The 20,922-nt window shown below is 39.9% G+C and carries 19 protein-coding genes and 1 other RNA gene; 15 read left to right on the top strand and 5 right to left on the bottom strand.

Annotated elements, in window-relative coordinates:
• Nucleotides 1-4: 4 nt before the first annotated feature.
• The 3 genes from KH893_RS02765 to mvk are packed head-to-tail and all read right to left on the bottom strand — an operon-like array spanning nt 5 to nt 3,040.
• On the bottom strand, nt 5-1,078 hold the full coding sequence (locus tag KH893_RS02765) for a phosphomevalonate kinase (RefSeq protein WP_281164732.1): 1,074 nt from the start codon (nt 1,076-1,078) through the stop codon (nt 5-7).
• A 25-nt stretch (nt 1,079-1,103) separates the two neighbouring features.
• Nucleotides 1,104-2,081, bottom strand: a complete 978-nt coding sequence (gene mvaD / locus KH893_RS02760; protein ID WP_281164649.1) for a diphosphomevalonate decarboxylase — start codon at nt 2,079-2,081, stop codon at nt 1,104-1,106.
• Nucleotides 2,078-3,040 carry a mevalonate kinase gene (gene mvk, locus KH893_RS02755; RefSeq protein ID WP_281164648.1) on the bottom strand — a complete coding sequence of 321 codons (963 nt, stop codon included), beginning with the start codon at nt 3,038-3,040 and terminating at the stop codon, nt 2,078-2,080. Before mvk ends, mvaD begins: the two co-directional genes overlap by 4 nt.
• Nucleotides 3,041-3,227: 187 nt before the next feature.
• Between mvk and KH893_RS02750 the strand changes: the two genes are divergently transcribed.
• From KH893_RS02750 to nth, 6 genes are all read left to right on the top strand, one after another.
• Entirely contained in the window at nt 3,228-6,020 is a 2,793-nt protein-coding gene (locus KH893_RS02750) for a helicase C-terminal domain-containing protein (RefSeq protein WP_281164647.1), read from the top strand.
• Between the two features lie 85 nt (nt 6,021-6,105).
• Nucleotides 6,106-6,603, top strand: coding sequence for a cell wall elongation regulator TseB-like domain-containing protein (locus tag KH893_RS02745; RefSeq protein WP_281164646.1), 498 nt, complete (start codon nt 6,106-6,108; stop codon nt 6,601-6,603).
• 19 nt (nt 6,604-6,622) lie between these two features.
• Nucleotides 6,623-7,807, top strand: a complete 1,185-nt coding sequence (locus KH893_RS02740; RefSeq protein WP_281164645.1) for a pyridoxal phosphate-dependent aminotransferase — start codon at nt 6,623-6,625, stop codon at nt 7,805-7,807.
• Between the two features lie 18 nt (nt 7,808-7,825).
• Entirely contained in the window at nt 7,826-9,127 is a 1,302-nt protein-coding gene (asnS, locus tag KH893_RS02735) for an asparagine--tRNA ligase (RefSeq protein WP_281164644.1), read from the top strand.
• A 75-nt stretch (nt 9,128-9,202) separates the two neighbouring features.
• A complete protein-coding gene (locus tag KH893_RS02730) occupies nt 9,203-9,937 on the top strand; it encodes a DnaD domain-containing protein (RefSeq protein WP_281164643.1) in 735 nt (244 codons plus the stop codon).
• Nucleotides 9,937-10,593 carry an endonuclease III gene (gene nth, locus KH893_RS02725; RefSeq protein ID WP_281164642.1) on the top strand — a complete coding sequence of 219 codons (657 nt, stop codon included), beginning with the start codon at nt 9,937-9,939 and terminating at the stop codon, nt 10,591-10,593. Before KH893_RS02730 ends, nth begins: the two co-directional genes overlap by 1 nt.
• Nucleotides 10,594-10,686: 93 nt before the next feature.
• On the opposite strand, the gene KH893_RS02720 is transcribed toward nth, so the two are convergent.
• The gene (locus KH893_RS02720; protein WP_281164641.1) at nt 10,687-12,987 is read right to left on the bottom strand and encodes a transglycosylase domain-containing protein; all 2,301 of its coding nucleotides are present in this window, start codon (nt 12,985-12,987) and stop codon (nt 10,687-10,689) included.
• Between the two features lie 4 nt (nt 12,988-12,991).
• Entirely contained in the window at nt 12,992-13,621 is a 630-nt protein-coding gene (gene recU, locus KH893_RS02715) for a Holliday junction resolvase RecU (protein ID WP_281164640.1), read from the bottom strand.
• A gap of 111 nt (nt 13,622-13,732) precedes the next feature.
• Between recU and KH893_RS02710 the strand changes: the two genes are divergently transcribed.
• From KH893_RS02710 to pyrR, 9 genes are all read left to right on the top strand, one after another.
• Nucleotides 13,733-14,296, top strand: a complete 564-nt coding sequence (locus tag KH893_RS02710; protein ID WP_281164639.1) for an SLOG family protein — start codon at nt 13,733-13,735, stop codon at nt 14,294-14,296.
• A gap of 67 nt (nt 14,297-14,363) precedes the next feature.
• Nucleotides 14,364-14,702 carry a cell division regulator GpsB gene (gene gpsB, locus KH893_RS02705; RefSeq protein ID WP_281164638.1) on the top strand — a complete coding sequence of 113 codons (339 nt, stop codon included), beginning with the start codon at nt 14,364-14,366 and terminating at the stop codon, nt 14,700-14,702.
• 23 nt (nt 14,703-14,725) lie between these two features.
• Nucleotides 14,726-15,097: RNase P RNA component class B (gene rnpB / locus KH893_RS02700), an RNA gene on the top strand.
• 82 nt (nt 15,098-15,179) lie between these two features.
• Nucleotides 15,180-16,319, top strand: coding sequence for a THUMP domain-containing class I SAM-dependent RNA methyltransferase (locus KH893_RS02695; protein ID WP_281164637.1), 1,140 nt, complete (start codon nt 15,180-15,182; stop codon nt 16,317-16,319).
• 74 nt (nt 16,320-16,393) lie between these two features.
• Nucleotides 16,394-16,768, top strand: coding sequence for an EbsA family protein (locus KH893_RS02690; protein WP_281164636.1), 375 nt, complete (start codon nt 16,394-16,396; stop codon nt 16,766-16,768).
• A 121-nt stretch (nt 16,769-16,889) separates the two neighbouring features.
• Nucleotides 16,890-18,548, top strand: coding sequence for a formate--tetrahydrofolate ligase (locus KH893_RS02685; protein WP_281164635.1), 1,659 nt, complete (start codon nt 16,890-16,892; stop codon nt 18,546-18,548).
• Between the two features lie 216 nt (nt 18,549-18,764).
• The gene (gene lspA / locus KH893_RS02680) at nt 18,765-19,211 is read left to right on the top strand and encodes a signal peptidase II (RefSeq protein ID WP_281164634.1); all 447 of its coding nucleotides are present in this window, start codon (nt 18,765-18,767) and stop codon (nt 19,209-19,211) included.
• The gene (locus KH893_RS02675) at nt 19,195-20,124 is read left to right on the top strand and encodes an RluA family pseudouridine synthase (protein WP_281164633.1); all 930 of its coding nucleotides are present in this window, start codon (nt 19,195-19,197) and stop codon (nt 20,122-20,124) included. Before lspA ends, KH893_RS02675 begins: the two co-directional genes overlap by 17 nt.
• 144 nt (nt 20,125-20,268) lie before the next feature.
• The gene (pyrR, locus tag KH893_RS02670; RefSeq protein ID WP_281164632.1) at nt 20,269-20,808 is read left to right on the top strand and encodes a bifunctional pyr operon transcriptional regulator/uracil phosphoribosyltransferase PyrR; all 540 of its coding nucleotides are present in this window, start codon (nt 20,269-20,271) and stop codon (nt 20,806-20,808) included.
• The last annotated feature ends 114 nt before the right edge of the window (nt 20,809-20,922 follow it).

Raw genomic sequence — 20,922 nt, 5'->3', positions numbered from 1 at the left:
AAAATCAATCAAGTACGTGATGAACGTGCAGATCAAGTTGATCGATCCCAGCTTTTTGCCAAGCAGCTAATAAATTTTGGATATTGATTTGTCGATCGATCAATACAATTCCACAATCGCCGCCACCAGCTCCAGAAGTCTTAGCTGCGCCGTGATTAACTTCAGCAGTTTCACACAATTGATGCAGCAGTGACGTTTCAATCTGCACCCCACTCAAATCACTTAAAGCCTGCAATACTTTGCGATTATAACGAATTTCTTTTTGAATGATTGTGAGACTTCCGCGGTGGAAACCGGTGATCATTCGTTTAATACAAGCTTTGCTTTCGGTTAGAAAGTGCTGGTAATCTTGGCGTTGATTTGACATTTTTAAACCAACAGCATCGACCAAATGAGAAGTCGATGCTGGTGAGCCAGTCCAACCAATCAATAATTTCAATGAAGCTGGTGGCGTCAGCAATTCAATTCGCAAGTCCGGCCAGGTTAAATCGATTAGCTCTGCAAGTGAATGCTGACGACGGGCCATTTTCAACCATTGGCGATCGAAAGAACGATAAGCAATCCAGCCACCATAGACACTGGCGGCAATGTCACCCAAAGAACCATTTCCCTGGATATCCAAATGAGCAATTGCTGCTAGTTTGAATAATTGATCTTTATCCATGGATAAACGATAAAATTGACATAAAGCCTTGATTGTTGCAACGGTTACCGCCGCTGAGCTGCCAAGACCGTATTTTTTTCCATCTGGGCTGTCCAAATCACTATCAATTCTAAGATGGTAGCATCTCATCTGTTTGCCAAGTGATTGAGCATAATTTTCTGTTAAGCGAATTGCCGACAGAATATAATGAAACGGATTGTCACGGTTATCAAAGACCATGTTATTTCCTTCCCGTTTCCAATAAAGCGAATTTTCTTGGTACTGTTTAGAATGAATTGAACCATAGTCAGAACTTTCTTGGACAGTTACCGTCACAAATTGGTTCAATGCTACCAAGATAGCGGGGTAGCCAGCTTCAACAACGGCGTATTCACCAGCAATATAGAGTTTCCCCGGAGCTTTGACCGTAATCAAAAAATCATGTCCCTTCGACAAATATTTATTTCTCATTAATTAATTGAACACCAGGTCCTGGGAATACTTCAATCAGCTGATCAGGAGCAAAGACGGATTGAAGTGTTTTTTTGATGATTTGGCTGTCTTGGTGAGCACAAATCACCTTAACGTTTGGACCGGCATCTAATGTATAATAACAGCAAATACCCCTTGCACGCAACTTTTCAACTAAACGCATGGCAACTAGACTTTGAGGTTCAAAATAAGAGAATGGTGGTTTGGCGCTTAAGTTTAATGCGTGCATCTTTAAAGCGTTCGATTCTGCTAGTTCTCCAAGGGTAGCTAAATCATGGCCTTGGATGGCTTTTTTAGCTGCTAGAAGATCTGCTTGCGTGCTTTTAACCCATGCCGGATAATATGGCGAAGTTTCCACAACCCGTTCCATTCCTTGGCGACTAGAAATTTTTTTTTGCTGGCGATTGATTATCACGGCAATCATTTCGATATCCCAGTCAACGTATTCTTGCAGTGGGACAGCATAGGAATCTTCATCGGTCGTTCCAGGCAGCCATTCAGCAAAGCCTCCATAAATCGAGCGTGTAGCTGAACCAGATCCACGCCGTGCCAAACGTGATAAGGCTTGACGTGATAAATTCAAACCAGCAGCTTGGCTAGCAGCTAACGCCAAAGCTGCAAAAGCTGAAGCTGAAGAAGCCAAGCCAGCTGCATTAGGTACGTGATTATAAGATTTAACTTGTGCAAAAAATCTTTGCGTACTATGTTGCCGAACTAAGTCTAAAAATTGACTGATTTTAGCTGCGTCATGTTTTTGATCATCAAGCCAGAACTGATCAGCTTTTAAACTCGAATCAAAAATAACAGTTGTGTCAGTATAAAAATGATCAAGTGTCAGTGAAAGACTGCCATTCATTGGCAAAATTAGTTGTTGATCTTTTTTTCCCCAATACTTGATCAAAGCAATGTTTGTATGTGCACGTGCACTAGCTTGCTGGACGGTCATTCAAGTTCCTCCTCAACAGATAATGGCTGAATCCAAGTAGCGGTTACACCAGCTTTTTTAAGCTCGATTGCAGCTTGTTCAGCGCTGGTTCGATTTGGCATTAAACAAATAAAACAGCCGCCACGGCCACCGCCAGTCAATTTACTGCCCAATGAGCCAAGCTTTAAGCTTTGGGCAATCAACGAATCTAAACGTGGACTGCTGACACCAAGTGATTTTAGGTCAGCTTGTGCTTGGTTAAATGTTTTTCCAAGTGCAGCTGAATCATTTTGAGTTAATTGTTTTCTAGCTAAAATGGCAAGCTTTCCCAAGTTGTTTAATGCTTGGGTCGTGGGGATCGGCTGGAGTTCCAAACGTTCTTTGACTTCTGCGACTGCTTCACTCGTCTTGCCTTTGACGCCACTATCACAGATCAATAAGCAAGCATCAAGGTGGATCGGAATTGGGAGCAATTCTTTGTTTTTGATCATCCAGATAGGAGTTGAACTTGCGGAAGTAGCTGCATCGAGGCCGCTGGGATTGCCATGAGTATCAACTTCTTCAATATTAGCTAAACGCAGCAACTGCTGATGGCTTAATGGTAGTTTGAAAAAATCAAACAACGCCCGAATAGTTGCGACAGCTGTCGCAGCTGACGATCCCATGCCCCGTTCTTCTGGTAATTGGCTGCGGATCGTAATTTTAAAGCCGCTTACTGGTTGGATGATTTTAGCCAGGATATAAGTAATTAAATGCTGCAATCCGGTCATATTTGTCGGTAAATTTGTTATCAGGCCCGAAAAATAGCGACAGTCAATGGTCTGCTTGTCAGTTCTATTTGCTGTGATCGTTACTTGAGTTTTTACAGCTGAAAGCGGCAAAGCAATTGCTGGCTGACCATATACAACGGAATGCTCGCCAATTAAAATTATTTTTGCATGGCTCTTTCCAAAACCATTTTTCTGATTCGTGGAGATCAAATTTAACAAACTCCTTTTTTAATTGTTAACAGCACCTATTATAATACAATAACCTTTTAAATTATTAAAATTTAAATTAACTAATAATTTGAATCTTAGTCATAATTAGTTGTCAGGAGTATTTTTAAAGCTGAGCTAAACTATGCTAAAATCAAAGTTGGAATATTGAATGAAAGGCATATACATTATGAAATCAGGACAAATTTATGCAGTTGTTGATGTTGAAACGACTGAAGTCCAAGCAGATGGGCAGCGAAGGTTGATTCAGTTTAGCTGTGTCTTTTTAAAGAATCGCCGCGTGATCAATAAGTTCAATACTTTGGTCAATCCACAGACTTCAGTTTCACTTGAAATTCAGCAGCTGACGGGGATTACCCCGGCACAATTAAACAAAGCGCCTTTATTTAGTGACTTAGCAGCAACTATCTACTCATTATTACAAAATACAGTTTTTGTTGCTCACAGTATCAATTTTGATTATAACTTTTTAAATCAGGAGCTCGAGCGAATTGGCTATCCGTCTTTGGAACTTGAAGGAATTGACACGGTTCAGTTAGCGCAGGTTTTATTGCCGACTTTGCCCAGCTTTAAACTAAGCTATCTGAGCAGTTATCTTAATTTGGATCATCGTCATCCGCATCAAGCTGATAGTGATGCTTTAGCAACGGCCCAGTTATTGCTATTGTTACAAAAACGGATCGATCAGCTGCCAGTTGAAACTTTGGCAACATTGGCAGAATTTCAGACTTCTTTTTTGCGTCAGACTGGTAAACTATTTGTGGCTGCTTACCAGCAAAAAAGGCATCAATCGCAGCAACTGCCAGCTTATTTAGTCAAAGTTAATGACCTGTTGATCAGACGCGATACTTATCAAAGCGTTTCATTACGATCAGCGGATTATCCACAAAGTTCTACTGAAAAACAGCAACTATTTACTGGATTGATCGAATGGCGGCAGCCACAAGCTGAAATGATGGATATAATTCATCGAGCGTTAAATCAAAGCCAAGCAGCTTTACTGATCGAGGCGCCAACCGGTTTAGGCAAGACATTGGGCTATTTAGTACCAGTCATGTATCAACTAGCAGCTAGCAAGAGTAACGGTTGTGTCGTCAGTACAGCGACTACCGCCTTACAAACTCAGATTGCCGATCGAGTTTTACCGCTTTTGCAGCAGTTGTTGCCGTTTGACTTTTCAGCAATTGTTTTAAAGGGCAGCTGGCATTATTTGAGTTTAGCCAAATTTGCTGCTTCATTAAAGCAATTGCAAAGCGGACAATCGCGTTTGTTGCAATTGCGGATCTTAGTCTGGCTATTGACAAGTAAAACTGGTGATCTTGATGAATTGCATTTGACTAAATATCAAGATCCATTATTTGATCAAATTCGGCATACCGGTTTAGAAAGCTTGAATCCTGCTAATCCATTTTATGAATATGATTTTCTCAGACGACAGCGGCAGCATCTAGCTGAAGCTGATCTGTTGATTACCAATCATGCTTATTTATTGCAGCATGCGCAGCAAATTGGTCAAGAACGGATTTTGGTAATTGATGAAGCTCAACATTTAGCACCGAACGCTTTAATGGCTAGTCGGCAGAAAATTGATTTTGATCAAGTCAAGATTTGCAGTGATACATTATTAGTAATGGCCCAGTCCCAGCCAGCATTTTCGTTTAAAGATCTGATCAGCCAAAATATTTTGTCCCCGGCTTTAGCTCATGAAATGATTCGAGTCTTACGAGTAATAGATCATCGAACCTGGGCAATTAGAGAAAAAATCATTGAACGTTTTGTTATTATTGAAAAAGGGACCAAAATTTTTGAAAAACTGCTACCCTTGCAGCAAGCTTATGGTTTTATTAAAGAAAATGTTGGTGAATTCAAAACAGTTGCAACGGCTGTTGAACAGTTGACTAGCCTTTATTTTCAGTTTGAAGATTTAACGACGCGATTTCAAGCAGCTCGGCGGTTGGATAAAACGGCCCAAAATTTTTTAATTGAATTTCTTGATTGGCTTAAACAGTTGTTGGATCAATTGGCTGCTTGGAATAATTTTGATTTGCAGCAAATTGAGAATTTTGATCAAGCAGAGTTTATTTGGCTGAAATTGCCGCTATCCCACGAGTCGGCTCATTTGCACGTGATTTTTGGTGCTTTTCAAATGCAAGGCTTTTTACAAACCAAAGTTTATCAGTGGTTTAGCCAGTTGTTATTTGTTGGGGCGACGCTTTCACTACCTGGCAAACAGCAGCAGTTTATCTGTCAACAGCTTGATCTGCCAAGTAAAACGCCATTTGTTAAATTGCCAGGCATGTTTGATTATCAGCATCAGGCCATTGGTTTGATGGTTAGTGATGCTCCAGATATTTCTCGTCAACAGTCGACTTATGCGGCTTATGTTAGTCAAGTGATAATTAAGATTTTGCAAGTGACCCCTGGAAAACAAACGATGATCCTTTTTAATTCACAAAATATGTTGGAACAAGTTTATCAACGACTGCAAGATGTTTCGCTGACCGCGACCCGCAAAGTTTTAGCTCAAGGGATCACTGGCAGTAATGAAAAGATTATCAAAAACTTTATGCTTGGCTCGGGGATGATTTTGCTGGGAACGGGGACTTTTTGGGAAGGAATCGATTTGCCGCAAAATCGGCTAGAGCAGCTGATCATTGCCCAATTGCCATTTTCTTCACCAGATACAGTTATTAATCAGCTAAGGTTCAAACAGTTGCGTCAGGCTAAAAAGTCCACTTTCTGGGAATTATCTTTGCCAGAAGCAATGCAGCGCCTGCAGCAAGGAGCAGGCCGTTTGATTCGAACGGCTGACGATCGCGGGTCACTGATCGTGCTTGATAGTCGGATCATCACGCGCAAGTACGGTCGATGGCTGCAAGCGGCTTTACCGACTAAAATGCCACTCAAGACGGTAACAGGTAAAGAAATGTTAAACGAATTAACAAAGTTTTGGCAAAATTGAAGCTGCTCGGGTTCAAAACGCAGCTGATTATTGCTATAATTGAGCGGGTAATCAAAGAATGTCCTAAAAGAAAGAAGAGGCTTTAATGAAAAGAGTTGACCAACATAGAAATTCGCTGGTAAGAACCATTTTATTGGCAATTTTAGCTTTGATCATTTTTGGCTCGGCAATTATTTATTGGCAAGCAGCTGCTCCGTATCATGATGCGCAGCAAAATGCTGTTAAATTAGCCAAACGTTATGGGAAACTGAAGAAAACAGCTAATTTTTATTTGTTTAACCGTAAACAGACTTATTTTACGGTAGCTGGCACTAATCAGCAAAATCAAGCTGTTTACGTAATGATTGCGCAAAAGAGTGCCCATATCAATATTTATCAGCAAGCCAGTGGTATCAGTCAACAACAGGCTGAAAAAATTGTCAAGCAAGATCAGCGGCCCAAAAAAATTATGAAGACAGCACTTGGCAAATGGGGGAAAACACCAGTTTGGGAGGTGACCTATTTAAATCATCAAGGTCGTTTGAGCTATACGCTCTTGAAGTTTAAAAACGGTGATCTTGTCAAAACAATTCAAAACCTATAATTTAAAGGAGAAACTAACCATGAAGTTTGCTAAAAGAGTCTTGCAAGTTAGTCCGTCTGCTACCTTAGCCCTATCCAATCAAGCTAAGGCACTAGCAGCCAGCGGAGTTGATGTGATCAATCTAGGAGTTGGAGAACCGGATTTTAATACACCGACTCATATTAAAGCAGCCGCTATTCAAGCAATCAAATCGGGGAAATCTGATTTTTATACTGCGGCTGTTGGAATACTGCCTTTAAGACAGGCAATTTGCCAGCGGTTGAAACAAGACTTCAAAGTTGATTATCGACCGGATCAAGTTGCAGTGACGGTAGGTGGAAAGTTTTCTTTGTACGCTTTAGGGCAAATTTTACTTGACCCGGGTGATCAAGTCTTAATTCCATTACCATACTGGGTCAGTTATGGAGAGCAAGTTAAATTAGCTGGCGGAAAACCAGTTTTTGTTCAGCCAGCAGCTGATGGCTTTGTCTCAGTTGCTCAACTTGAGGCTCAGCGGACCGTTAAAACCAAAGCAGTGATTATTAATTCACCGCAGAATCCATCTGGTTTAGTGTATTCAAAATCCTTGCTCGAAGCGATTGGAAATTGGGCAGTTGAACATGATATTTTGCTGATCGCAGATGATATGTATGGCAAATTAATCTACAATGGCCATTCCTTTACTTCACTGATCGAACTTGGCGAAAAGATTCGTCAGCAGACGATTTTGGTCAGTGGATTGTCGAAGGCGTATGCGATGACTGGTTGGCGTGTCGGTTATACAGTTGCTTCTCCAGCTGTGATTGCTAAGTTGAGTGTAGTTTTAAGTCACGCTACAAGCAACATTGCAGCTGTCAGTCAATATGCTGCTTTAGCTGCCTTAACCGGCGATCAAACGGTAGTTGAAAGTATGTGCCAGGCATTTGAGAAACGCTTGAACACGGTTTATCCAGAATTAATTGCCTTGCCAGGTTTTGAATTGCCGCAAAAACCGCAGGGAGCTTTTTACTTATTTCCTAAGGTTGCTAAGGCTGTTAAAATGACAGGCTTTAACACCACTGAGGAGTTTACTGCAGCAGTTTTAGCTGAAGCTCATGTAGCATTAGTTGCCGGAGCAGCTTTTGGCATGCCAGATCATATTCGCTTGAGCTATGCAACTGATCTTGACAGCCTACAAGAGGCAATGCGACGCCTGAAAGAATTTATGAATAAACATCAAGCATAATTGGTAGGAGGATTTTTGGTGAAAACGATCAATATTATTGAGGCAAAAAAGTACGTTGATCAGCAAGTTAGAATTGGAGTTTGGTTGACCAATAAAAGATCAAGCGGTAAGATTGCATTTTTACAATTACGAGATGGAACAGCGTATTTTCAAGGAGTGATCGTCAAAAGTGAAGTTGGCGAAGAAATGTTCCACGAGGCTAAAGAATTACGTTTAGAGGAAAGCTTCTATGTTACCGGAACAATCCATGAGGATTCACGTTCGCATTTTGGTTATGAAATTGAAATTTCTAACCTAGAAAAAGTCGGTGAAAGCGAAGACTACCCAATAACGCCTAAAGAACACGGGGTTGATTTCTTAATGGATCATCGTCATCTTTGGTTGCGTTCAAAAAAACAGTTTGCAATTATGAAGATCCGCAATGAAATGATCCGAGCAACTTATGAATTCTTCAATCGTGAAGGCTTTATCAAAATTGATGCACCAATTTTGACTGGATCAGCACCGGAAGGCACGACTGAACTATTTCACACTAAGTATTTTGATCGAGATGCTTACTTATCACAGTCGGGACAATTGTACGAAGAAGCTGGAGCAATGGCTTTTAACAAAGTCTTTTCTTTTGGACCAACCTTCAGGGCCGAAAAGTCGAAAACTCGGCGGCATTTGATTGAATTTTGGATGATTGAACCGGAAATGGCCTTCATGCATCAGGAAGAAAGTCTGGAGGTTCAAGAAAAATATGTTGCATTTTTAGTCCAAGGTGTTCTCGATAATTGTCAGTATGAATTGAAATTATTGGATCGTGATCCTCAAGTGTTGGAACGTTATACTAAGTTGCCTTATCCAAGGATCTCCTATGATGAAGCAATTCAAATGTTGCAAGCTTCTGGGCAATTTTCAGGATTAAAATGGGGCGTTGACTTTGGTTCACCTGAGGAAACTTATCTGGCTGAGCATTTTAAGCTACCAGTTTTTGTGCTGAATTATCCCAAAGCAATTAAACCATTTTATATGAAACCACATCCGACTCGTGATGATGTAGTGATTTGTGCTGATTTGTTGGCACCAGAAGGCTATGGCGAGATCATTGGTGGCTCTGAAAGGGCGACAGATACAAATTATTTAATTGAACAAATTAAAAAAGCTGGTTTAAAGCAAGCCGATTATGAATGGTATCTTGATTTGCGGCGTTATGGTAGTGTACCACATTCAGGTTTTGGCTTAGGATTAGAGCGGGCTATTACGTGGATCACTGGCCAGGAACATATTCGGGAATCAATTCCATTCCCAAGATTGCTAAATCGAATTTATCCGTAATATTCAAAAAAAACGACAAGTGCTAATTTTCGGCCTTGGCGTTTTTTTGAAGTTTTAAAGAGAAAGGTGGTCCAAATGGAAAAGGTCATTCAACAGTTTTTAAGGGCAGGAAATACAACGATTACCAATTTGTTATTACACAATTATCGCCGAATTGGAATGAATGAACAGGAGTTTGTTTTATTTTTGCAGCTTGAAAGCGAGCTTCAAGCTGGTAATGATTTTCCGCCAATTGAAAAGATTGCGGCCAATATGCAGTGTCAAACAACTGAAATTTACCAATTGCTGCATCGGCTGTTTGAAAAGAAACTGTTGGAAATTAAAACAACTACTGATAGTCAAGGTAAAAAAAGGGACGCTTATCGCTTTGATTTGCTTTATGAGAAGCTTTTTGCTTTGGAGCGACAAAAATTGCAACAGCAGACGGCTTCTGAGGTCCAAGCCAATCAAACTCAAGTTTTTCAAGCAATTGAGCAGGAATTTGGGCGCACCCTGTCGCCAATTGAATTAGAGACGATTGAACAGTGGTTTAGTGAGGATCATTATTCTCCCAACTTAGTGATGTTGGCTTTGCGTGAGGCGGTTTTAAGTCAAGCTTACAGTTTGAAATACATTGACCGTGTCTTATTAAGCTGGGAGCGACAAAACATTCGGACAGCAGCTGATGTTCAGCGAATGAAAACCAAACAGCGTCAATTTGGAGTACAAAAAAAGCTAAAGGATTTTTCTCAATCAAAAAATAAACCCAAGATACCTTTGAAAAAATGGTCACCAACGGATCAGAACTTAACCCAAAGGAAAGATGATTAATGCTAAATGCTAAACAAACTCAAGCAGCAATTTCAGTTATGGGAGAAATTTTTCCTAATGCGCAAACCTCACTAGTTGCTGATAATTCTTTTCATTTTCTACTGGCAGTGATCCTGAGTGCTCAAACGACTGATAAAGCGGTCAATCAGTTAACACCAGCTTTGTTTGCTCGCTATCCCCAACCACTTGATTTGGCTCGAGCTGATGAAGCAGAAGTTAGATCGTTGATTAAAACGATTGGTTTGTACCGCAACAAAGCTAAATACTTAGTTGCTTGTGCGCAAGGGTTAGTAGCTAAATTTGATGGACAGGTACCGCAAACTCGTTCAGAGTTGATGCAGTTAGCGGGAGTTGGACAAAAGACAGCTGATGTCGTTTTAGCTGAATGTTTTCAAATCCCAGCCATTGCAGTTGATACGCATGTCAGCCGGGTAGCTAAACGCTTGGCAATTGTTCCCAAGAATGCTAGTGTTTTGCAAATCGAGCACACGTTGATGCAGAAGTTGCCCCAATCATCATGGATTTCAGCACACCATCGAATGATTTTTTGGGGACGTTATCAATGTTTAGCTCGGCGGCCTAACTGTTCAAATTGTCCGTTACTAGAAATCTGTTCAGCTGGTAAAGGACTCATTAAAAAAGGTTTGGCTAAATGAACTAAGGGCTGAAGTTAATTGAAAATTTAACGGGTTTTGCAACCAAAAAACCAGCAGCTAGAATTTTAAATTCTAGCTGCTGGTTTTTCTTGATTATTGAGCTGGAGAAGTAGTAGTGGCATTAGTATTAGTATTACTTGAACTGCTTGAAGAACTTGGTAAGCTTGATGAGCTTGAAGACGATGAATTTGAAGTAGTACTTGAGTTTTCTGAGCCGCTGCTTGAAGAGTGGCTGCTGAAGACTGAAGAACTTGAAATAATTGAGCTAATACTTGATGATGAATCAAGTATGCTGCTAGTCTTTTCAGAACTCGAGCTGCTGCTGGAACTGCTATCACTACTACTATCGCTATCATCACTTGTCTTATCGGATGAGCCAGCTAAATACAATTCGCGAACTCCATTAACATATTTGACGTAAACGTTGCTTGGTCGTTTCCAATCAGTATTAGTTTTCCCGGTCGACATATATGACATGGCGTACTTATAGATGTATTGCGCAATTTTGACCGATGAAGAATCAAGATAATTTCCGCTTTCGTACGGGTGATCGTAACCAACCCAAACCGACATCGAATAGTGTTTAGTATAGCCATTAAACCAAGAATCCATATCAGCATCACTGGGAAACTTATCAGCGATGCTACTTGGATAACTATTAGTACCAGTCTTTCCAGCTTCATAAAGGCCACTGATATTTGCAGACCGTCCAGTTCCGTTAGAGCTTGTCAGAACATCTTTTAGCATATCAGTGATCATATAAGCAGTGGAAGATTGCATTACGTGTTTTCCTGAGCTGGAATAGTTGTGGTCCACTCCATCATTGGTTTCGATGCTTCGAACATACGTAGGTTTGTAATAAGTTCCTCCATTAGCAAAAGCTGCATATGCTGCCGCATTTTGTAAGGTTGAGGAATATAAACCAATTCCGTTTTGAAATTCTAGAGTTTTCTTGTATTTAAAGCCCAATTTACTAATAAAATTCTGTGCGCGAGTAATTCCGACTGATTGTAAAGCACGAATAGCAGGGATATTACGGGATTGTGTTAAAGCACTGCGCATTGTAATAGATCCTTGATATTGATGATCAAAATCGTAAAGTTGAATGCTAGTTCCAGGATAAATGTATTTGGAATCTTTTAATTTATGATACGTAGCCCAACTTAAGTATTCAATAGCTGGTGCATAGTCTATTAATGGTTTAGCTGTTGAACCATTTGTTCGATCAGTTTGAACAGCGCGATTGAGACCAAAAGTGACATTTCCCACTTGCCGGCCACCAATCATAGCAACAATTTTACCATTATTAGGATTAACAATGGTCGAAGCGATTTGCAGATTATTATTTGGATAGTTTATATAATCATCTGTATTAGCGATTTGATACAGCTTTTTTTGAATATTCATATTGAGGTTCGTATAAATCTTCAAACTTGAATTATAAGGATTATAGCCTTTCTTTTTGACTTCTTGAATTACTTGCTTAATATAAGAATCAGCAATCTTTTCTTTGCTGTTAACCGTTTGATTAGATCTTTGTTGAACAACTCCATTAGTTATTGATTCGCTTTTTGCTTTGGCAGCTTGAGCAGAAGTTATTTTTTTATTTGCTACCATCGCATCTAGAACTTCATTTCGTCTTTGCAAAGCTAGTTTCTGATTTGAATATGGATTATAGTCAGTTGGCGCATTAGGTATTCCGGCAATTAATGCTGTTTGGGCAAGATCCAGATCCTTAAGCGGTTTATTAAAATAATAGTATGATGCAGTTTGCATTCCATAGGTCCCAAATCCCATGAAAACTTTATTAACATAAAATGTCAGAATTTGATTTTTGCTGTAACTATTATCAAGCTTAAGTGCCATCCAAGCTTCTTGCGCTTTGCGTTTTAGTGTCTGATCAGAGCGTTTAGTTGAAAAAAATGACAACTTGATTAACTGTTGATCAAGCGTACTGCCACCCTGCAGGCCACTGGATGAGCCAGTAATGTTAGAAATTGCAGCTCCAACAATTCTAATTGGATCAATTCCGTGATGCTTATAAAAGCGACGATCTTCAATTGAAATGATGGCATCCTTTAACTTCTGTGGGATCTTGTTCTCACTAATATATCGCCGATTTTCCGAACCAAGTGACATAATTTTATGATTATTAGCATCATAGATGGTGGTTGAGCCGCTACTCTGCAATTTTGCCTCGGTTAAAGTTGGGGCGCTTTTAGCATAAATGAAAAACAAAGTCGCACCTAGTACGATTGCAAATTCAAGAATAATGAAGAAACTAAAAAATAACCTACGAAAGAATTTCCGTACAGGATTATTTCTTCTTTTAGCTTTTTTTAAAATAGCTTTTCGGCGTGCAACTCTTGAATATTCAGGATCTCGTTTACTCATAAAGTTAGCTCCTCTTTTCTTGTGATTGCTTGATCAACAAGTCAACTTTTTCTAAGTAAGGAATTAGAGGTTGAAAACCGTATTTAATAGTAAACCCATTTTCAGCAATCACGTTTTTGGGAATTGATTTACGGCCAGTATTTTGCTGATCCCAATAATTGTATAAAACTTTTGCTGGTAACAAAAATAATTCTTGTGTTGAAACAAATTTAATAATCGTGAAACAAATTCCTCCTTGCTTGGTGCAAGCACGCATATGTTTTATTTGGTGATCATGAAAATTATTAAGTGGAAAAGAAGTTTGGTTTTGAGTTTCTTTTGCTTCAAAATCCAAATAATATCCATGGTATACTCCATTATAATCAGTGGTCGAAGCCTGCTTAAAGTAAGCTTCCTTAATTACCGCGGCACTTCGCTTAGGGTAATCGACTTGTACGATTTGAATTGAAATTGGCTTTTTGTGGATGACTGCCGAATCATTTTGCAAATAAAAAAGATTGCTAAGATTGATTTCATCTTCGAGAGGCATGCCACGATTTCCAAATACAACCTGATCATTTTTGGCTTTGTGATTTTTGAAATGATTAATAGAATCTTGATGGTAAACTTGACCATTTGGATAACGAATCGTCAATTGCCTCACTCTCCATTCGACTTATTATACCAACTTAAAACAACCTTGGCAAAATAGTCTAATTAATCGCCGTCACTAAATGAAAATGTTAAAATAAGCAAGGAGGAAATTATGAATATATGGGTCAGTGGCTATCGCAATTATGAACTGAATATTTTTCGCCTAAATGATCAACGAATTAAAGTCTTAAAGCATTTATTAGCTAAGCAGCTGCTTGCTAAGATCGATCAAGGCTTGACTTGGATTTTAACGGGCGGTCAACCAGGAATCGAACAGTGGGCTCTAGAAGCGGCGATTGATTTAAAACAGAATTATCCGGATTTAAAAACTGCTTTACTATTGCCATTTGCTGATTTCGCTCAAAAGTGGAAGCCGGAAAAACAAGCAGCTTTACTAAAACTTAAAGAAAAAGTTGACTTTTTTGCTGAAATCAGTCGACATCCCTATCAAAGCCCCCAGCAGCTAAAAAACTGGCAGGCCTTTATGCTTAAGCATACTAAACAGGCACTTTTGGTTTATGACCCAGAACATCCAGGCAAAAGTCGTTATGATTATCAAGCAATTCAAGCGTATCAACGATGGCAAGATTATCCTTTAGATTTGTTGGATTTTGATTGGTTGGAGACTGCTAGTCAGGATTATTTAGAAGAAATCAATGAAAAACATTTGCAATAATTACTAGGTTTGGTATAATAGTAGGAGTTTCAGGTTGAGTTTCCAGATGAATATGAGGTGCATTTCTGTGGAAAAAATTAATTTTACGCCGAAAGATATTGTTAATAAACATTTTCGTCCTAAAATGCGTGGTTATGATCCGGCTGATGTCGATGAATTTCTTGATGATGTAATCAAGGATTATGAAACTTATTCGAAAGAAACTCAGCGGCTTCAGTTGGAAAATGATCGTTTAGTCAGCAAGGTCGATGAATTGACAAAACAGCTGTCAGTCAGCGGTGATAGCCAAGTTAGCCGACCAGTTTCCAACGTAACTAATATGGACATCCTGAAACGCTTGTCTAATCTGGAACGCCATGTTTTTGGCGCACAGTTGAATAATGATGATCATACTGACCGTTTTTAACAACGATCAATAATAATCTTGTAAGTCTCTGGTGATCGCGGTTCGCCTTTGAGCGAACTGAGGAAAGTCCAAGCTTGCACAGACTGCGATGTCTGTAGTGATCGTGCTCGCTGAAAAAATAAGGCGAGGTGCCAATTGGTAATGGCAAGCAAACGGGCTAAGGTTTTGACTACGCCCTAGTAGTTTTGAAAAGTGCCACAGTGACGAAGCAATATTGGAAACAGTATTGATGGAACGCGGTAAACCCCACGAGCAGGTAACCCAAATTATGGTAGGGGCGCTTCATGCCGGAAATGAACTAAGCATGGGGGCAGGCAAATTGCCTGGAGATAGATGATCGCCACCTTGTTTGATATCTCCTGGATCATTCAAGGGACGGAACGTGGCTTATAGAGGCTTACATTTACAGGAAGAGGTTAGGAAGCCATGTGCATCCTAGCCTTTTTATTTTAATTAGAATATATTAGGAGAAAATTGATGGAAAAATTTAATTTATTAGCCGCTTGTGCAGCAGGCTTAGAGAGCGTTACTGGCAACGAATTGCGCCACTTAGGTTATCAAGTTCAAGTCGAAAATGGTCGAGTACGTTTCATTGGCGATTTGCGCGACATTTTAAGGAGTAATTTGTGGCTGCGTTCTGCCGATCGAATCAAAATTATTATTGGTGAATTCCCAGCAAAGACCTTTGATGAATTATTTGAAAGAACTAAACAGCTTGCTTGGGACCATTTTTTACCTTTGGATGCGGAATTTCCAGTTGCTGGTCGTTCACAAAAATCTCAATTGCATAGTGTTCCTGATGTGCAGGCGATTGTTAAAAAGGCCGTTGTTGATAAGCTTAGTCAAGTTTACCATCGACATGGACATTTACCAGAAAGTGGAGCAAAATATCCGTTGGAAGTTGCGATCAATAAAGACCAAGCTTTATTAACTTTGGATACAACTGGGCCAAGCTTATTTAAGCGTGGTTATCGCTTAGAGAAGGGTCCGGCACCGCTCAAAGAAAATTTTGCAGCTGCTTTGGTTTTGTTGGCTCATTGGTATCCAGAAAAGCCATTTATTGATCCAGTCTGTGGATCGGGAACAATTCCGATTGAGGCGGCTTTGCTTGGTCATAACATTGCTCCAGGATTCAAACGGCAATTTATCTGTGAGGATTGGGACTGGGTACCTGTGGAAGTTTCTAGGTCAGTCCGGGACGAAGCAGCTGATTTAGCTGATTATGATCGAAAATTAGCGATTTTTGGCTATGATATTGATGGACAAATGATTGCCATTTCGCGTTTGAATGCTCGTCAAGCTGGCTTAAGTAAAGAGATTTATTTCAAACAGCAGGCAGTCAAGGATTTTAAAACTGAACTGACAAATGGGGTAATCGTTGCCAATCCACCTTATGGTCAGCGTTTGAGCGATCAGGTGAGCGTTCACCAGCTTTATCAGCAAATGGGAGTCGCTTTTAAACCATTGAAAACTTGGAACAAGTACATTTTGACGAGTGATTTAACTTTTGAAAAATATTATGGGCAAAGAGCTACTAAACGGCGTAAATTATACAATGGATCTTTGCGGACCGATTTATTTCAATATTGGGAATTGACAAAGCAAAGAAAACATTAAAGATCATAAATTGGCTTCTTTTACCGAAAGATTTGCATTACCATAAAGCTAGAAAATTAATTGGAGGTTTTCAAGTGGATAAAAAGTTTTTTTATCAGCCAGATCTACCAACGTCAGTTACTTGCTGGTCTTATACGCTGATTATTTTATCAATCAGTGTTTTGCTGTGGTTAGAAATCACAGTTTTTCAAATTTGGACAGTTTTGGTTTTTTTATTGTTTCTCTTAGTTAGCGGGGTCCAGATTTATTTTCGCCAAGTTGAAATTCGACCAGATCAGGTAGTGTTGAAAACAGTCATTCCACAAAATAATAAAGTTTTGCAGCGCTCTGAATTGTGTGTTAGCAAGCAGCCGCATGGTTGTTTAGTGTTTAAAACTAAATTACAGACCTATCGCATTTATTTGCTGCCATCAGCTCGAAATAAGCTGTATGATTTAATCCAAGACTAAAGGTATTGTTCTTAAAATGTTCTTTTCAACCAGGACAATGCTTTAAAACTGAAAGAAATAATGACATTTTGCGAACTTTATCATATAATTGGGTTATCAAATTCAAGGGGGACTTTGGGCATTGAAAGATATTGAGATCGCACGAAAGGCAAAAATGGAGAAGATTACCACTGTTGCTGCACGTTTAGGGTTAAGTGCGGACCAGATCGAACAATATGGTGATTATAAGGCTAAGATCAAATTGCCATTACAAAATAATAATTTAGCAAATGGCAAATTGATCTTAGTGACAGCTATCAATCCAACCCCAGCTGGTGAAGGCAAATCGACAGTTACGGTCGGTTTGGGTGATGCTTTGAATCTTAGAAAGCGGCGGACTGCGATCGCTTTGCGGGAACCATCACTTGGCCCGGTCATGGGAATGAAAGGCGGTGCAACGGGTGGTGGCTATGCTCAAGTTATTCCAATGGAAGATATCAACTTGCATTTTACCGGTGATATGCATGCTTTAACAACTGCTAATAATACCTTGGCAGCTTTGATCGATAATCATATTTATCAAGGCAATCAGCTGAACATTGATCCGCGGCGAGTAATATGGAAACGTGTCTTGGATATCAATGATCGTGCACTGCGACATATTGTGATTGGACTCGGTGGCTTGTCTCAAGGAATTCCGCGTGAAGATGGTTTTGATATTACAGTTGCGAGTGAACTGATGGCGATTTTGTGCCTGAGTGAAAATTTAGCTGATTTGAAAAAACGAATCAGTCGGATTGTGATCGGTTATACCTATGACAAACAGCCAGTGACGGTTGCACAGCTCGGCGTAACTGGCGCAATTTCCTTATTGCTCAAAGATGCAATTAAACCAAATCTGGTTCAGACTTTAGCTCATACGCCAGCAATTATTCACGGTGGACCATTTGCCAATATTGCTCATGGCTGCAACAGTGTTTTGGCGACTCAAACGGCTTTGAAACTTGCTGATTATACGGTCACCGAAGCTGGATTCGGTGCTGATCTGGGAGCAGAGAAGTTTCTTGATATTAAGTCGCCAGTTTTAGGTCAGACACCAAATGCTGTTGTGATTGTAGCTACAATCAGAGCTTTGAAGATGCATGGCGGTGTAGCCAAAGATCAGTTGGCAACTGAAAACTTAGCAGCCCTGACAGCTGGTTTTACCAATTTACAGAAACATATTGCCAGCATTAAACGCTATCAAGTGCCAGTGATCATCGCCATTAACCGTTTCAGTGCGGATACTGAAGCTGAATTAATCAAATTAAAAGAATTGTGTCAGCAGGCTCAAACACCAGTGGCGGTGGCTGATGTTTGGGCTCATGGCGGTCAAGGTGCCTTAGAACTGGCCGACAAGGTTGTTGAATTGTGTGATCAACCAGCTGATTTTGTGCCGCTTTATCAAGCAGGTGATCCACTAACAGTTAAAATTGAAAAAATTGTGACAGAAATTTATGGAGGCCAAGAAGTTATTTATAGCCGCAAAGCTCAGCGTCAATTAAAGCAGTTTGCTCAAAGAGGTTGGGACAAATTGCCAATCTGCATGGCTAAAACACAATATTCATTATCAGATGATCCTAAAAAGTTAGGTGCACCAACTGGATTTGCAATTCATATTCGCGAGTTTGTGCCTAAATTAGGAGCTGGCTTCATTGTTGCGTTAACTGGCAATGTTTTGACCATGCCTGGTTTGCCGAAAGTTCCAGCTGCCAATCAGATGGAATTAGCTGATGATGGTACGATTTCTGGGTTATATTAATTAAAGTTCTGTCGCAGGATTTTTGCCAATATTAAAGAACTGATTATTTTCAAAGGCTAAAAGCAGCTCACTGATTTGTTAGTTGCTTTTAGCTTTTTTAGTGGGTAATGAATTGTTTCTTAAAAATTTAAGTTTATGCTGACAAATAGGTGAGGTATAATGTAAACTTAAGGTATTCTTTAATTATTTGATGCCAGAAAGTGAGGATCGATTTTAATGCCAATTTATTTTCTACTGATGTTTGCGGTGGTTTTACTTGACCAGTTAGTTAAACATTATGTTATGGTCACTGTCCCACTTAACAGCAGTATCAATTTTATTCCGCATTTTCTAGCGCTGGCACATATTCGCAATTATGGCGCAGCTTGGAATATCTTAACTGGCCAACGGCTTTTCTTTTTTGTAATAACCTTGGTTGCCTTAGTGATTTTAGGCTATATGTTTAAGAAAACTTGGCAGAATTGGATCTATGCGTTGGGAATCAGTTTGATGATTGGTGGCACAATTGGGAATTTTATCGATCGGATCCGGGTTGGCTATGTTGTTGACATGTTTGAATTGAAATTTATTAATTTTCCGGTCTTTAATGTTGCCGATTCGGCTTTAACTGTCGGAGTGATCATTTTGTTATTAGCAGTGCTCAGAGATGATCGGCATGACTGAACGACAAAGTTTCAAAATCACTGATCAATCAGGTAGGTTAGATAAAGTTATTGCTGGCTTTTTTCCAAATTATAGTCGTTCACAGTTGCAAGTGCTGATCCGCCAAGGCAATTTGAAGGTCAATCAGCAATTAGTTTTACCTAAGTACCAAGTTAAAACAGGTGATTTGATTGAATTGCAGCCGCCTAAGATCAAACAGCTCAGTCTTAAACCAGAAAAGATTCCTTTGTCGATTATTTATGAAGATCAAGATCTTTTAGTAGTCAATAAACCTCAAGGAATGGTCGTTCATCCGGCACCCGGGCATCCAGATCAAACCTTAGTCAATGCGCTGTTGTATCATTGCCCGTTGTCGACGATCAATGGTACTTATCGTCCTGGAATTGTTCACCGAATTGATAAGGACACTTCGGGTTTATTGATGGTTGCTAAAAACGATCAGGCTCACCAGGCATTGGCTGCCCAGCTGAAAGCTAAAAAGAATTTGCGTGAGTATACTGCTTTAGTTCATGGAATCATCAAAGAAGACCATGGAACGATTAATGCTCCAGTTGGCAGATCATTGCGTGACCGCAAAAAACAGGCAGTCGTAGCCAATGGACGGCCAGCAGTTACTCATTTTCAGGTGGTTAAGCGTTACTACCAAACACAATTTACTTTGATCAAATGTACTTTAGAAACTGGTCGAACCCACCAAATCCGAGTTCATTTGCGTTATATAGGGCATCCCTTGGCTGGCGACCCATTATATGGCCCAGCCAAAACACTCAAAGGCCATGGCCAGTTTCTTCACGCCGGTCGTTTGGGGTTTGAACATCCCCGGACTCATCAGGTAATGGTCTTTAATGTGCCAGTCCCGGGAATTTTTCAAAAAACGTTGGAAAGACTTGACAAGCAAGAAAATATCAAGTAAATTTATAGACAATGAAGGTCCTTTAAAGTTAGTCCTGTGAGGCTAAGAAGGCAGCGTCTTAATTGAGCTCGAAGAAGGCATTTGTCTACCACTTAGTCGATGAACTGAGTGGTCTTTTTTTTGGACAGAAAAGGAGAGGTAAAAATGGCAAAAGAAGTCGTTGATTCAATGGCGATGAAGCGTGCGCTGACTCGAATGACGTACGAAATCATTGAAAAAAACAAAGGGATTGGAGATTTAGTGATCGTTGGGATCAAGACACGGGGCATTTATCTAGCACAGCGGATTGCAAAACGCTTGCAGCAATTAGAAGGAGCCAGTGTCCCAGTCGGTGAATTAGATATTTCACTCTATCGCGATGATCGTCATGATGCATCATTAAAAAATGATCCAGTTGTCAAGTCTTCCCAGTTAGATTTTGACATTACTGATAAGCAAGTCATTTTAGTTGATGATGTTTTATTCACTGGTCGGACGGTTCGGGCAGCTTTAGATGCTTTGATGGATCAAGGACGTCCTAAAAAAATCAATGTTGCAGTTTTAGTTGATCGTGGACATCGTGAATTGCCGATCAAGGCGGATTTTGTTGGTAAAAATATTCCAACCTCACGCCAAGAGCAAATTCAAGTTTCAGTTGAAGAAATTGATGGTAAGGACTCAATTGAAATTAAAAACTTAAAATAAGCACCAACCATTTTAATTGACTCCAGAGAGAGCAAAAAGGTTGCCGCTCACCTAACTGAGGTGAAACCTTAAGCTGGCCTGGATCAATTGGATTCAGGTTTTTTTGTCGAGAAA

Origin of the sequence: Liquorilactobacillus sicerae (assembly GCF_029916425.1) — a bacterium.
GTDB lineage: Bacteria > Bacillota > Bacilli > Lactobacillales > Lactobacillaceae > Liquorilactobacillus > Liquorilactobacillus sicerae.
Note: the sequence above shows the minus strand (reverse complement) of the source record. Positions and strands in the feature narration are given on the sequence as shown.

Coding starts and splice junctions, on each gene's coding strand:
- mvaD (WP_281164649.1), bottom strand. CDS start 2,081: ATGACCGTCCAGCAAGCTAGTGCACGTGCACATACAAACATTGCTTTG.
- KH893_RS02750 (WP_281164647.1), top strand. CDS start 3,228: ATGAAATCAGGACAAATTTATGCAGTTGTTGATGTTGAAACGACTGAA.
- KH893_RS02745 (WP_281164646.1), top strand. CDS start 6,106: ATGAAAAGAGTTGACCAACATAGAAATTCGCTGGTAAGAACCATTTTA.
- KH893_RS02740 (WP_281164645.1), top strand. CDS start 6,623: ATGAAGTTTGCTAAAAGAGTCTTGCAAGTTAGTCCGTCTGCTACCTTA.
- KH893_RS02730 (WP_281164643.1), top strand. CDS start 9,203: ATGGAAAAGGTCATTCAACAGTTTTTAAGGGCAGGAAATACAACGATT.
- nth (WP_281164642.1), top strand. CDS start 9,937: ATGCTAAATGCTAAACAAACTCAAGCAGCAATTTCAGTTATGGGAGAA.
- KH893_RS02720 (WP_281164641.1), bottom strand. CDS start 12,987: ATGAGTAAACGAGATCCTGAATATTCAAGAGTTGCACGCCGAAAAGCT.
- KH893_RS02710 (WP_281164639.1), top strand. CDS start 13,733: ATGAATATATGGGTCAGTGGCTATCGCAATTATGAACTGAATATTTTT.
- KH893_RS02695 (WP_281164637.1), top strand. CDS start 15,180: ATGGAAAAATTTAATTTATTAGCCGCTTGTGCAGCAGGCTTAGAGAGC.
- lspA (WP_281164634.1), top strand. CDS start 18,765: ATGCCAATTTATTTTCTACTGATGTTTGCGGTGGTTTTACTTGACCAG.
- KH893_RS02675 (WP_281164633.1), top strand. CDS start 19,195: ATGATCGGCATGACTGAACGACAAAGTTTCAAAATCACTGATCAATCA.
- pyrR (WP_281164632.1), top strand. CDS start 20,269: ATGGCAAAAGAAGTCGTTGATTCAATGGCGATGAAGCGTGCGCTGACT.